12 protein-coding genes are annotated in these 12,552 nt (G+C 62.6%); 4 read left to right on the top strand and 8 right to left on the bottom strand.

The genetic code is table 11. From position 1 onward, the window contains the following. Nucleotides 1-12: 12 nt before the first annotated feature. The 8 genes from ACQ4WZ_RS06060 to ACQ4WZ_RS06025 all read right to left on the bottom strand — a co-directional run bounded on the left by ACQ4WZ_RS06060 (nt 13) and on the right by ACQ4WZ_RS06025 (nt 6,666). Nucleotides 13-462: an agglutinin biogenesis protein MshP gene (locus ACQ4WZ_RS06060; RefSeq protein WP_436572815.1), complete on the bottom strand. Its 450-nt coding sequence runs from the start codon at nt 460-462 to the stop codon at nt 13-15. Then, nucleotides 459-1,361: a prepilin-type N-terminal cleavage/methylation domain-containing protein gene (locus ACQ4WZ_RS06055; protein ID WP_436572814.1), complete on the bottom strand. Its 903-nt coding sequence runs from the start codon at nt 1,359-1,361 to the stop codon at nt 459-461. The genes ACQ4WZ_RS06060 and ACQ4WZ_RS06055 overlap by 4 nt, the downstream gene beginning before the upstream one ends. Next, nucleotides 1,358-1,936 carry a prepilin-type N-terminal cleavage/methylation domain-containing protein gene (locus ACQ4WZ_RS06050; RefSeq protein ID WP_436572813.1) on the bottom strand — a complete coding sequence of 193 codons (579 nt, stop codon included), beginning with the start codon at nt 1,934-1,936 and terminating at the stop codon, nt 1,358-1,360. The genes ACQ4WZ_RS06055 and ACQ4WZ_RS06050 overlap by 4 nt, the downstream gene beginning before the upstream one ends. Next, complete coding sequence (locus tag ACQ4WZ_RS06045) at nt 1,923-2,492, bottom strand: pilus assembly FimT family protein (RefSeq protein WP_436573859.1); 570 nt, start codon at nt 2,490-2,492, stop codon at nt 1,923-1,925. The genes ACQ4WZ_RS06050 and ACQ4WZ_RS06045 overlap by 14 nt, the downstream gene beginning before the upstream one ends. Before the next feature lie 154 nt (nt 2,493-2,646). Next, a complete protein-coding gene (locus ACQ4WZ_RS06040) occupies nt 2,647-3,108 on the bottom strand; it encodes a type IV pilin protein (protein ID WP_436572812.1) in 462 nt (153 codons plus the stop codon). Between the two features lie 70 nt (nt 3,109-3,178). Beyond that, nucleotides 3,179-3,703, bottom strand: coding sequence for a prepilin-type N-terminal cleavage/methylation domain-containing protein (locus tag ACQ4WZ_RS06035; protein ID WP_436572811.1), 525 nt, complete (start codon nt 3,701-3,703; stop codon nt 3,179-3,181). 25 nt (nt 3,704-3,728) lie between these two features. Further along, on the bottom strand, nt 3,729-4,961 hold the full coding sequence (locus ACQ4WZ_RS06030; protein WP_436572810.1) for a type II secretion system F family protein: 1,233 nt from the start codon (nt 4,959-4,961) through the stop codon (nt 3,729-3,731). Between the two features lies 1 nt (nt 4,962). Continuing rightward, entirely contained in the window at nt 4,963-6,666 is a 1,704-nt protein-coding gene (locus ACQ4WZ_RS06025; protein WP_101481749.1) for a GspE/PulE family protein, read from the bottom strand. Nucleotides 6,667-6,874: 208 nt separating this feature from the next. On the opposite strand from ACQ4WZ_RS06025, the gene ACQ4WZ_RS06020 reads away from it, so the two are divergent. The 4 genes from ACQ4WZ_RS06020 to ACQ4WZ_RS06005 all read left to right on the top strand — a co-directional run bounded on the left by ACQ4WZ_RS06020 (nt 6,875) and on the right by ACQ4WZ_RS06005 (nt 12,547). Continuing rightward, on the top strand, nt 6,875-7,603 hold the full coding sequence (locus ACQ4WZ_RS06020; protein ID WP_436572809.1) for an ABC transporter ATP-binding protein: 729 nt from the start codon (nt 6,875-6,877) through the stop codon (nt 7,601-7,603). Next, nucleotides 7,600-9,054 carry an ExeA family protein gene (locus ACQ4WZ_RS06015; protein ID WP_436572808.1) on the top strand — a complete coding sequence of 485 codons (1,455 nt, stop codon included), beginning with the start codon at nt 7,600-7,602 and terminating at the stop codon, nt 9,052-9,054. The genes ACQ4WZ_RS06020 and ACQ4WZ_RS06015 overlap by 4 nt, the downstream gene beginning before the upstream one ends. Nucleotides 9,055-9,161: 107 nt before the next feature. Beyond that, entirely contained in the window at nt 9,162-11,123 is a 1,962-nt protein-coding gene (locus tag ACQ4WZ_RS06010) for a secretin GspD/PilQ domain-containing protein (RefSeq protein WP_166674752.1), read from the top strand. Then, the gene (locus ACQ4WZ_RS06005) at nt 11,120-12,547 is read left to right on the top strand and encodes a tetratricopeptide repeat protein (protein ID WP_436572807.1); all 1,428 of its coding nucleotides are present in this window, start codon (nt 11,120-11,122) and stop codon (nt 12,545-12,547) included. The genes ACQ4WZ_RS06010 and ACQ4WZ_RS06005 overlap by 4 nt, the downstream gene beginning before the upstream one ends. Nucleotides 12,548-12,552: the final 5 nt, after the last annotated feature.

Here is a 12,552-nt window from a genome sequence, read left to right as displayed (position 1 = left end):
AACGTGCCGTGTTTAAAACTCCGCCTGCACGACGCGCTGCACATAATCGGGATTGTTGGTGGCGTTGGCAGTGGCGCAAACGCTGCCCACCGGCTGGTTGCAGGCGGTCGCAATCACTTGAAAACGGGGCAGTGCTCCCGCCGCCTGCGTGCAGCGCACGGTGACACTGAAACCGCTCAGCGCGCCATTCGCGGGCAAGGCAAAACTGTTACTTGGCTCACAAATGCCATTGATGCGCTGCTGGTACACGCCCCACTCCATGCCGGCCCGTGCCGCCTGGTAGGCGCGCGCGCCCTGCACGTCCAGCGCCGACTCGGCGTGCTGCATGGTCGAGATGGAAACTAGCGCCACGCCCAAGGCGGACAGCACCACCAGCAGGAAGATGGCGGTGATGATGCTGAAGCCGCGCGCCGGGCGGCATGGGCGCCGTCCACGCGGCATGGGGGAAATGGCTATTCTCATGGCGAATTATTGACCTGTGCCTGTTGCACCAGCGTGATCTGGCCCGCGTTGCCGCCGGACGCGCCCAGGGTCAGGCTGACACTGACCAGGCCCCGCTGCAGGTTGGGCAGCGTATCGAAAGAAAAACCGCAAGCGGCGACCTGCGTCGCCATCAGCGCTGCCGACGGCGCGCCGTCGAGCGGCAAGCCAACGGTACTCACCGGCTGGGCCACCTGGATCGCATAGCCTGCATAGCGCGTCAGCGTGCCCGTGCCGTTCGCATTCGGCGCGCAATGATAAGTCACGGCCGTACTCACCACCTGGAAACGATAGCTGAGCGAAGGCATGGATGGTGTTTGCTCGACAAAGGGGTTCTTGGCCAGCGTAACATTGGTGCCGCTGATGGACGCGACTTGGGCGCGGTTGCACTGCCCACTGCAGTCATAGGCATTCACGGGAGGCTGGCCGCCCAGATTGTTGACGACGATAAAGTCGCCGGGCACGATGGCTTGCATGCCGGACGGCGCGGCGCCAACGATGGTAAAGACGTTCGCAGTGCTCATCGGCGTGAGGGGATCGAAGGCCAGCACATTGCCCGGCACTAAGTTAGGATTATCGTCTTCCGACAGATAGCGTCCACCCGCCTTGGTCAGCAGCAGCTCCAGATAAGTGCCGCTGCTATTGCTCGTCACGCGCACGCTGTTGGGCAAGGCCAGGCGCACCTCACGCGTGATGCGCCGCGATGCCGTATCGGCCGCATCCGCCAGTTCGGCGCGAGCGGTCACATCCAGGTAGCTTTGCACGGGGGCACGAATGAACACCGTCACCATGCCGGCGATGATGGCCGTGATGACGATCACCACGATCAGTTCAATCAAGGTAAAGCCACGCGAGCGGCGCTGGGGGAAATAAGTCTTCATGGAATACTGTTCGGCGCATAGCGCGTGCGGTAGCCATCCAGCACGATCTGCTGATTCGCACCGTATGACACAGTGACCGTGATACGCAGCGCCGTGGGATCGGTGGCCGAGGGAGCGTGCTGCAAACCTTTGTCATTTACCAAAACAGGGCTGATGACCACGTCGGCGACATAGCCCTTCGGAAAGTCATTGCCAGCCGCATCGGTGGTGGTATACGTATATGGCGGGTTGATCAGATTGTAATCGCTTACCCTGTAATAGGGGCGTATCGAATTTGCAGGCCCTTCCGCCAGCGTGCAATCGGCCACGCTGGTGGCCGTTTCCGCCGCGGGATCGTCCGCCGGACAATATGTAAACCGCGCCCCTTCGATCTCATCGAGCATGGCTTCCGCGATGGCCAGCGCCTGCTTGCGCAATTGCGGATCGGCGCTGCTGGCCGTGGTGCGGGCGAAAATTTGCAGCAGGCCAACGACGGCGATGCTGACCACCACGATGAAGATGACCAGTTCGATCAAGGTCACGCCCCGCTGCCCCGGCCCGCGCGCCGCGATGATGGCGCCCCTAGTAATGGACATAGCCGGTTTCCCCTTCGACCACGATAGTGCGCGGGATGCCGCCGCCGCTGATGCCGATGCTGACGCGCGCGGGAAAGCTGGAGACGGGTTCGGTGTCAGTGGACTTGTAAGGTCGGCCAAGGGCATTGAAATAAAAGGCTGCCGCTTCCTGCGGCACGCTGTAGCTGATCTTGTCGGGCGCGCCCTCGCACAGCCACGCCGTGGCATTCGCACAGGCGGCCAGGGTGGCCTTGCGGCCGCTGTTACCGCCGGCTGGCGGCAAGACGCGGTTGGCCGCCTCGCAGGCGGCGCTAAAGCACAGGGCAATGCTGCTGCCGTTAAGCAGCACGAAGACGGGCCGGTTTTGCGCAATCGCCAATTTTTGCGCATAGCGCAGCATGCTCACGTTTTGATCGGCAAAACTGCGCGCATCAAAACTGTCTTGCTGGAAGAAGCGCGGCATGGCGAAAGCGGCAAGGATGCCGGTCACTACGATTATGGCCACAAGCTCGACCAGGGTGAAGCCGCGCGCGCGCCGGCCGCGTATGATGCGGGTAGGAAAACTATGCTGCTGCATCATTGAGTATGTCGCGATGAGTCGTCTAGCTGTACATGCCGCCCTGACCACAGCGGCGACGCCTATAAAAAAGCCCAAACGGGAAAATATCACGTTGGGCTCGAAGTCCAGGGTATGCCGCCTGCAAAATGCCTGCGGCATGCACATTTCATGATCAGCAACCGCCTGTCGTCTGCGCGATCGCCGGAGGCACGGTAAGGGAAGTAGCTGGAGTGTAGGTCACAAAGCAATTGGCGCGGGCTGGCACTTCTGAGAAGCTTACCACTCCAGCAGTTGTCACGTTGCTGTAGTCAGTCGCGCTCAAGTTAACGGCATTCAAAATACCAGCCGCAGAGGGGTAACCAAATGCTATGTCGACATTACCCGTGCCTTCCATGCTGACCGTCGCAGCAGAAGAGCCGGTCAATACCCATTGGGCATGTGCCAGCGCGGCAGCACTTTGAAGTGCACCACGCGCCGCACTAATTTTGGCAGTACGCGCTTGCGTCGCCATGTCGATGAAGCGCGGAATAGCGGTGGCCGCCAGAATGCCCAGGATAACAATCACGACAACGAGTTCGATCAATGTAAAACCCGCTTGGGTGCTTTGTTTAAAACGGCGAATCGACTTATTCATGCGGATCTCCAAAAATCATGTAAATGTTTCATTCGCAAACAGAAATCTGCTTGCCTATACCTACCAAACGTTACTTAATGCCAATCTTGGCAATATTTTTACGAACTTGGACCGGCCTCATATCCAATGTGCCTACGGCATCGACAGTTGAATTTCCAGGCTCTTGCGACAAGCTTACCTTGAATTGAAGCAACTCGGAACCCTCTTTACTGAAAGTGTTGCCCCGATTTAATAAATACACCAAAAATCCATCATCCCTATCAAAAAACCAATGACCTGTAGCAAGGTTATTAGTGTCAGGGGAATAATATTCACCTAGATAATTTGCCGGTTTTTGCGCCAGCCAGTTGATTGGATTCTGTCCCACCAGCGCAGCGCCCTCCTGTTCGCGGCCGGCAATCATCAATCCGAAGGCTTTCAAGCGTACTTCCGTACGCAATGCCGTCACCGTTTGCTCGAATGCCAGCCGCTCAGCTTCATCACGGTAAAAGCTTAGCCGACTCAGCAAGACAACCACCAGGATGGCGATAACGGCCACTGCCACCCCCAATTCAAATAGCGTGAAGCCCCGCTGCCTTGCCTTGCGGCTCATCATGTTGTTTTTTGATGCAATGGCGGCCTCATTTATGCAGGGCGACCTTGCCCAGGTCCCACACTGGCAAGAAGATGCCCAGCGCCAGCACCAGTACCATGACACCAAGAAAGGTGATCAGGATGGGCTCGATCTGCGCGGACAGGGTCTTCAATTCGTAGTCCACTTCCCGCTCGTACATCTGGGCGATTTCATTCATCAGCTCGTCCAGCGAGCCGGACTCTTCGCCGACGGCGATCATTTGCAGCACCACCGGCGTGAAAACGCCCGCCGCCACCGAGGTGCGCAGGATGCTGTCGCCGCGCTCGACGCCGTCGCGCATCTGTTCGACCCGGGCGCACAGGTAGGCGTTGTCTACCGTCTGCGACACCACCGTCAACGCCTGCACGATGGGCACGCCGCTGGTGCTGGACAGGGCGAAACTGCGCGCGAAGCGCGCCATCGTGCCTTTCAGGATAATCTTCCCGGCGATGGGGAAGCGCAACTTGTAGCGGTCCCACGTGTAGCGGCCCGGCACGGTGCGCAACCAGGCACGAAAAGCGGCTATCGCGGCTATCGTCACTACCAGCAGCACCGGCCAGTACGCCACCATGAAGCCCGACGTGCCAATCAGGATGCGCGTCATCAAAGGCAGTTCGGCATTGAAGCTGGCGAACACTTTCACGAACTGGGGAATCACGAACATGTTGACGATCACCATGGCGACGAGCATGGCCACGATCACGAAACTGGGGTAGCGCGTGGCCGTCTTCACGCGCGCGCGCATGTCGCGGTCGAATTCCAGGTGGTCGAACAGGCGCAGGAACACTTCATCCAGCCGCCCCGTCATTTCGCCCACGCGCACCATCGACAGGTAAAACTGCGAAAACACGGTGGGGTGGCGCGCCATGGCGGCCGACAGTTCGCGGCCTGCGTCGAGCGACTCGCGCACATCCTTGATGACGCGGCCAAATGCGGGGCTGATGGCGGATTCCTGCAGGCCGGCCAGGCCGCGCATGATGGGCACGCCCGCCTTGAGCAGGGTGTACAGCTGGCGGCTGAACAATTGCACGTCCATCGAGCTGACTTTTTTCTCCGTCAGCCTTTGCCACCAGCCGATATCGGCGCCGGTAGTGGCGGCTTTTTTGGTCACCAGGATTTCCACCGGCGTCGCGCCGGTGGAAAACAACTGATCGGCCACGGCGCCGCTGTCGGCGCCTTCCATCACGCCGGTCAGCAGCTCGCCGCTGGCATTGCGCGCCTTGTAAGCAAAAAATGGCACCTCAATCCTCGCTCTGGTTGCTGATGCGCATTGCTTCCATCACCGTCGTGCGGCCTTGCACCACCAGCTGCACGGCGTGACGGCGCAGGGTTTCGCCCGCCATCTGCTCCATCGCCACCCTCATGAAGTGGGAAGGATCGGCATGGTTCGCGGCGTCGGCCACGGCGCGCGTAATTTCCAGCAACTCGTACACGCCCGTGCGGCCCCGGTAACCCATGCCGTTGCAATGCGAGCAGCCCTTGCCATGGAAATACTGGTTGCGCTCGACCAGCTCGCCCAGTTCCAGGCGCAGCCATTCGTATTCGTTGGGCGTGGGCTGGTACGGCGTGCTGCAGCTTTCGCAGATCACGCGCACCAGGCGCTGCGCCAGCACGGCTTGCAGCGAGCTGCCCACCATGTAGCGGGGCACGCCCATGTCCATCAGGCGCAGCGGTGTGCTGATGGCGTCATTCGTATGCAGGGTCGACAGCACCAAATGGCCCGTCATGGCGGCGCGCAGGCCGATTTGCGCCGTTTCCTGGTCGCGCATCTCGCCCACCAGCACGATATCGGGATCCTGCCGCAGGGCCGAGCGCAGCACGCGGGCAAAACTGAGCTCGATCTTGTCGTTCACTTGCACCTGGTTAATACCGGGCAAACGGTACTCGACGGGGTCTTCCACCGTGATGAGCTTTTTTTCCACGGAATTAAGCTCGGACAAGGCACAATACAAGGTCGTCGTCTTGCCGCTGCCGGTCGGCCCCGTCACCAGCACCAGGCCATTCGGGCGGTTCACGATGGCGCGGAACTGTTGCACCAGCTTGGGCGGCATGCCGATGGCGTCCAGGCGCAAGGTCGTGCCGCCCTGGTTCAACAGCCGCATCACCACCGATTCGCCATATTGCGTCGGCATGGTGGAGATACGCACGTCGATGCGCTGATTTTTTACGCGGATGGCGAAGCGGCCATCCTGCGGCAGGCGCTTCTCGGAAATATCGAGGTCCGACATCAGTTTCAGGCGCAGCGCCAGCGAACTGGCGATCTTGCTGTCCGCTTCCGTCTGCAGGTGCAGCACGCCGTCGATGCGGAAACGGATCTGCAGCCGGCCTTCCTGCGGTTCAATGTGGATGTCCGAGGCGCGCACTTGCGTGGCGTCCTCGAACACCGATTGCAGCAACTTGACGATGGGCGCCTCTTCCAGGCCCGGATTGGCGGCCAGGGCGCCAAAGTCGACGGACACGTCGCCCAGGTCCTGCTCCAGCTCGCGCGTCAGGGTGGAGATATCTTCCGTCCGACGGTAGATGCGGTCGATGGCGGCCAGCACTTCCGTTTCATTGACCACGGCCAGCTCGATTTGGCGCTTGACCAGGCGCGCAATCTCATCGTACGCGAACAGGTCGGTGGGATCGGACATGCCGACCAGCAAGCCCTCGCGCCGGTCTTCCAGCACCAGCGCGCGAAAACGGCGCGCCTGGGTTTCCGGCAGCAGGCGCACCAGCTCGGAATTGATGTTGTAGAACTTCAGGTTGATGTAGGGAATGTCCAGCTGGCGCGCCAGCGCGCCCGAAATCTGCTCTTCCGTGACAAAGCCGTGTTCAACAAAAACGCGGCCCAGCTTGCGCCCCGAGCGCTTCTGTTCCGTCAAGGCCTGGCCCAACTGTTCTTCCGTCAGCAATTGCTGCTGCACTAAAATTTCACCGAGCCGGACTTTCTCTGGCCTTGCCATGCTTGCTCCTCGACAGATTCATCAGACGATGCACGCCAGCGGCGCGTGGGGGTATTTTATTCCAGAACCTGTTGTTTCTTAAAGAAAATACATTCCGTCACTTGATTTTCGTGCATTTCAACACTCTGCAAGGAAACACTTGCCGTGCACCTGCGCCCGTGCCAATAATGGTGACCGTACGCCGTCTTGCCTGCTGACCATTGCCCCTATGACCACCTGTTCCATCGAGTTTCACAACGTGCATCTGCAGTTGGCGGGCATCGCCGTGCTGCGCGGCGTCGATCTGCAGGTACGCGCGGGCGAACTGTTCGGCCTGGTCGGCGTGAATGGCGCGGGCAAGACCAGCCTGCTCAAATGCCTGCTGGACTTTTGCACGCCCGAGCGGGGCAACATCGCCATTTTCGGCCAGCCGCACAGGCACGGCGCGGCGCGCCAGCCCCTGTCCTTTCTGCCGGAACGTTTCCAGGCGCCCTACTACCTGACGGGTGGCGACTTCCTGCGCTATTTGTCGCGCCTGCACAATGTGCGCCCCGATGCGCAAGCGCTGCAGCAAGCGCTGGGCGCGCTGGACCTGGCGCCCGATGCCTTGCTGCGCCCCGCGCGCGACTACTCGAAAGGCATGATGCAAAAACTGGGGCTGGCCGCCTGCTTGCTGTCGGGCAAGCCGCAATTGCTACTGGACGAACCGATGAGCGGACTCGACCCGAAGGCGCGCGCCCAGTTCAAGCAAGTGCTGCGGCAAGCGCGCGCCCAAGGCCGCGGCGCCCTGTTCACCTCGCATGCACTGGCCGACGTGGAAGAACTGTGCGACCGCATGGCCATCCTGCATGCGGGCCGCATCGTGTTTACGGGCACGCCCGCCGAATGCCGCGCACGCCACGGTGGCACGGCGGACGCCAGCCTGGAACAGGCGTTCCTCAATTGCATCGCAGCATGAACGCCGACACGCACGCCCCTCTTCCTGCGCCGCCCGGGCGGCCTTACGCACCGTCCCCGCACGGCATGTATCTGCGCCATTTCGACTTGCGCACCGCGCCCTTCGGCATCACACCGGACCCGGCCTTCTTCTACCCCGGCAATACACGTGGCGAACTGCTCGCGGCGCTGCTATATGCCGTCACGCAAGGCGAAGGCATCATCAAGCTGACGGGCGAAGTGGGCAGCGGCAAGACCATGCTGTGCCGCATGCTGGCCGAACGCCTGCCGCCTCACGTCGATGTGGTCTACCTGCTCAATCCCCGCCTGGAACCGGACGAAGTCTTGCACGCCATCGCCGCCGAACTGGGCCTGGCGCTGGATGGCTGCCGCGCCGATGCCGTGCTGCGCGCCCTGCATGGCGAGCTGATCGCCAGGCATGCGGCCGGGCGCCAGGTGGTGCTGCTGGCAGAAGAAGCGCAAGCCATGCCGGGCGCCACCCTGGAAGCGCTGCGCCTGCTGACGAACCTGGAGACGGCCAGCCACAAGCTGCTGCAAATCGTCCTGTTTGGCCAGCCGGAATTGCAGCACACCCTGGACTTGCCCCAGTTCCGCCAGTTAAAGGAGCGCATCACCCACAGTTTCATCGTACCTTGCCTGCCGCAGGCCTTGCTGAACGACTATCTGACGTGCCGCCTGGCCGCCGCCGGCCGCACGGCGCCGCTCGTTTTCACGCCGGCCGCGCTGCGCCAGCTGGCGCGCTCCTCGCAGGGCATCGTGCGCAGGGTCAATGTCCTGGCCGACAAGGCCTTGCTGGCCGCGTATGCAGAGGATGCTCAACAAGTGAGCGCGCGCCATGTGCGCCTGGCCATCGCCGACAGCCCCTTTTACCGCGCACCCTGGCATGCGGGCAAGCTGCTGGCGGGCGCCTTGTGCGCGCTGATGCTGCTGCTGGCCGCTGCGCTGCTGTGGCAATGGCTGAGGCCGGGCCAGACAACGGGCATGGCGGCGCCAGCCACGCTGCAGGCAGCGGTCCAGCACCCCCGCTTGCCAGCGCCGTCAACGCTGCTCAACAGCAAGCTGGCCGAATCGCGCGGCTGGCTGGAACAGCAGGGGCCGCAGCAGCTGGTACTGCAGATTGCCAGCCTGCCTGCCAGCGAGACGGCCGCAGCAGAAACCTTTTTGCAGCAGGCGCAGCAAGCCATCGGCTTGCATGACGTCCACGTCTTTCGCCTGCCTGGCACGGCGCCCGCCAGCAGGCCAGCAGCTACGTCGCCGCAGCAGGCACCCGCCAGCGCCGCCGCGCGCCTGGCCATCGTCTACGGCAGCTTTGCCGACCGGGCCAGCGCCGAAGCCGTCTGGGCCAGGATAGCCCCCGCATCGCCGCAGAAAATATTACTTAGAAGCATAGACAGTATCCGCACGGAAATTAATGCCGCGATCCCGGCACAAGCAGGGCGTGGCGCACCCTAACTTTATTTCTCCATATTGCGTCCCGGGCCTGCACAGCCGATTGCTTTTAGGCGATCATGCTGGTTAAAATTACAAAAGCACAACACGACTCAAAGGGCGAACTTTTCATGAATCAACACCCTATTCCTGTGCTGGCCTCTTGGGTCACCCTCGCATGCAGCGCCATGCTGGCCGGTTGTGCCGCACATCAACCGCAGCTATCGCCTGGCCACATCAATGCCGCGCCCCCACCTGCTGGCGCCATTCCCGAACCGGTGCAGCAAAGCAGCGCGCTGGCCGCGCCCCTGCCCGCGCCCAAGGTGGAAACCTACAGCGTCACCGTGCACAAGGTGCCCGTGCAATCGCTGCTGTTTGCGCTGGCGCGCGATGCTGGCATGAACGTCGACATCCACCCGCAGATCGAGGGCAGCGTCACCCTGAATGCGCTGAACCAGACCCTGCCGCAACTGCTGTCGCGCATCGGCAAGCAAATCGACATGCGCTATGAAATCGATGGCAAGAACCTGACGGTGCTGCCCGACGCGCCCGTGTGGCGCAATTACAAAGTCGATTACGTCAACATGGCGCGCAGCACCAACAGCAGCGTGAATATCGCCACGCAAATCTCCACGGCGGGCGGCGGGTCGAACAACGCCAGCAATCCAGTGGGCAGTACGCAAGGCGGCAATGGCAACAACAATTCGACCACCCTGGTGGTGAATCGTTCGGAAAATAATTTCTGGTACAGCCTGGAAAAAAATATCCGCGACCTGCTGCGCGAGACCACGCTCAACGATGTGCAGGTGGACCCGCTGGCGCAGCTGAACCAGCAATTGACGAGCGTGCCCGGTCAGCAGGCGCAACAAGGACAGCCAGGCCAGCAGCAGAACCAGGCCGGCAATTTCCCCGCGCCGGGGCAGGCGGGCCAGTACGGCGCCCAGCCGCCGATGCAGAATACGGTGCCGAATGGCGGACAATATGCGCCGGGCCAGCAGGTGCCCGGCCAGAACGCGAACCCTGGCCAAGCGCTGGACGCGAACGGCATGCCGCTGCTGAAACTGGCCAACAAGGGCGGTCCCTCGTCCGTGGTCGTCAACGTCGAGGGCGGGCTGATCGCGGTGCGGGCCACGGGGCGCCAGCATGAAAAGATCGCTGAATTCCTCGATGCGGTCTTGCACAGCGCCAAGCGGCAAGTGCTGATCGAGGCGACCATCATCGAAGTGCGCCTGAGTAATGAATACCAGCAAGGCATCAACTGGGCGCGCCTGACGGGCAGCCTGCAGCTGAGGCAGGGGCAAGTGGGCACGTCGGTACTGTCCAGTGGCGTCACGCCCAATGTCACGCCGGGCATCTTCCTTCTCAATTATGTGAAAGACAGTTTTGCCACCACCATCCAGCTGCTCGAATCGTTTGGCAAGGTGAAAGTGCTGTCCAGCCCGAAGATCAGCGTGCTCAACAATCAGACGGCCATGCTGAAGGTGGTGGACAACAATGTCTTCTTTACCATCAAGGTGACGCCCGCCGTGATCAGCTCGACGGGCACCATCACCACGCCGGCCACCTATGAATCGAAGCTCGAGACGGTGCCCGTGGGCTTCGTCATGAGCGTCACGCCGCAGATTTCCGACAGCGATGAAGTTACCCTGAACGTACGCCCCACCATCACGCGCATCGTTGGCTACGTGCAAGACCCGAATCCGGCCCTGGCCACGGCGAATGTGCAAAGCCGCGTGCCCGTGATCCAGGCGCGCGAGCTGGAATCGATCATGAAAGTGAGCAATGGCCAGATCGCCGTGATGGGCGGCCTGATGCAGGATTCCGTCGACAATGCCAAGGATGGCGTACCGGGCCTGTCCAGCCTGCCTTTGGTGGGCAATTTATTTACTTATCGCAATGAGGCGAGCAGCAAGACGGAGCTGGTGATTTTCATGCGCCCCGTGGTGGTCAAGGATGCCAGCATCGACGGCGATTACCGCGACTACCGCTACCTGCTACCCGGCCAGGCGCCGCTCAACAGCCAGCCGTACACGGATGGCCCGCCAGCGCCCGCCGTCCAGCCGCAGGCACGCCTGCAGGGAGACTTCCCATGAGCTTGCTGATGCAGGCGCTCAAGAAGGCCGAGCGCGCCAAACAGAACAGCCTTTCCGACGAGGAGCTGGAAAAGCCGTCCGAAGCCTACGACCAGGTGCTGGAACTGGCGCCGGCCGACGCCGTGCAGCCCCTTGCCATGCCTGCCGCGCCGCCCATGCAGGCGGCCAGCACCCTGAGCCTGGAACCGATGCCGGACGCCCCCGCGCCGCCGCCCGAGCCCAGTGCTGCCCAGCCGGGTTCACCGCCAGACCCGCAACCGGGTGCGCAGCAGTCCCCTCGCCCCGAAGCGCCGCCCGCCCGGCCACGCGCCAGCCGCAGCAATACGCCGCCAAAAGGCCCCACGGGGCCCATCAGCGTGGACCCGGCCACCATGCGCCTGGCCGTCCTGCTGGCGATTCTGCTGCTTGTGGCCGGTTCCATGGCGTACTGGTACTGGCGCGCCAGCACCAACCCAGGCGCGGGCGCCAACCTGCCCGGCGTGCCCATGCCGCTTACGGACGCCCCGGGCACGGCCGGTGTTGCCGGCCCTATCGTGGTGGTGCCGGGCGCAGGCACGCCAGGCGCGGCTACAGCCCCTGCGCCACAACAGCAAGCATTGCCGCCTGAATTACAGCAGGCGCCGCGCCAGCAAGCCGACGCGGCGGAACAGCAAGCCATGATACAGGCAGCGGCCGAGGCTGCCGTGGCCGCGCAACTGGCGCGCATGCCGCCGCCAGCACCGCCCAGCCTGCCGCCCGTGGCCGCGCCCGACAACAGCCAGATTCAGGTGCAACGCAGCGTCGCCGCGCCGCAAATCAACCCCGGCGTGCAGCAAGCCTATCAAGCCTTCAATGGCGGCCAACTGGGTCTTGCTCGTCAACAATACGAAACGGTGCTGCGGCAAGATGCCAACAACCGCGATGCGCTGCTGGGGCTGGCGGCCCTGGCCCTGCGCGAGAACCAGGGCGCGCAAGCGGCGTCGCTATACGTGCGTTTGCTGGAAATCAATCCCGACGATGGCGAGGCGCTAGCCGGCCTGATCGGGCTGCGCCAGGGCGACGTCGTGCAGAGCGAAGCAAAGCTAAAAGCCATCCTGGCGCGTACCCCCGACAGCGCCCCCGTGCTGTTTGCACTGGGTAATGTGTACGCCAAGCAGCGCCGCTGGAACGAGGCACAGCAGCAATTTTTCCGCGCCTATGGCGCCGCGCCAGGCAATCCCGACTATGCCTTCAACCTGGCCGTGGGCCTGGACCGGTTGAACCAGCCCCGGCTGGCCGCCACGTATTACCAGCGCGCATTGACCCTGGCGCAAGCCACGCCCGCCGCGTTCGACCGTGCCGTGGTACAGGCGCGCCTGCGCGACATGGCAGCCCCCGCGCCGGCAGCAGCAGTGACAGTCCCGGCCCCGGCCGAGTCGGCCACTATTACCCCCCGTCAGGAATAAGTATT

Origin of the sequence: Janthinobacterium darwini, assembly GCF_051380905.1 — a bacterium.
GTDB lineage: Bacteria > Pseudomonadota > Gammaproteobacteria > Burkholderiales > Burkholderiaceae_D > Janthinobacterium.
Note: the sequence above shows the minus strand (reverse complement) of the source record. Positions and strands in the feature narration are given on the sequence as shown.

Excerpts from the sequence above, each read along its gene's own strand:
- ACQ4WZ_RS06060 (WP_436572815.1), bottom strand. The coding sequence starts at position 462 with ATGAGAATAGCCATTTCCCCCATGCCGCGTGGACGGCGCCCATGCCGC.
- ACQ4WZ_RS06055 (WP_436572814.1), bottom strand. The coding sequence starts at position 1,361 with ATGAAGACTTATTTCCCCCAGCGCCGCTCGCGTGGCTTTACCTTGATT.
- ACQ4WZ_RS06050 (WP_436572813.1), bottom strand. The coding sequence starts at position 1,936 with ATGTCCATTACTAGGGGCGCCATCATCGCGGCGCGCGGGCCGGGGCAG.
- ACQ4WZ_RS06045 (WP_436573859.1), bottom strand. The coding sequence starts at position 2,492 with ATGCAGCAGCATAGTTTTCCTACCCGCATCATACGCGGCCGGCGCGCG.
- ACQ4WZ_RS06040 (WP_436572812.1), bottom strand. The coding sequence starts at position 3,108 with ATGAATAAGTCGATTCGCCGTTTTAAACAAAGCACCCAAGCGGGTTTT.
- ACQ4WZ_RS06035 (WP_436572811.1), bottom strand. The coding sequence starts at position 3,703 with ATGATGAGCCGCAAGGCAAGGCAGCGGGGCTTCACGCTATTTGAATTG.
- ACQ4WZ_RS06025 (WP_101481749.1), bottom strand. The coding sequence starts at position 6,666 with ATGGCAAGGCCAGAGAAAGTCCGGCTCGGTGAAATTTTAGTGCAGCAG.
- ACQ4WZ_RS06020 (WP_436572809.1), top strand. The coding sequence starts at position 6,875 with ATGACCACCTGTTCCATCGAGTTTCACAACGTGCATCTGCAGTTGGCG.
- ACQ4WZ_RS06015 (WP_436572808.1), top strand. The coding sequence starts at position 7,600 with ATGAACGCCGACACGCACGCCCCTCTTCCTGCGCCGCCCGGGCGGCCT.
- ACQ4WZ_RS06010 (WP_166674752.1), top strand. The coding sequence starts at position 9,162 with ATGAATCAACACCCTATTCCTGTGCTGGCCTCTTGGGTCACCCTCGCA.
- ACQ4WZ_RS06005 (WP_436572807.1), top strand. The coding sequence starts at position 11,120 with ATGAGCTTGCTGATGCAGGCGCTCAAGAAGGCCGAGCGCGCCAAACAG.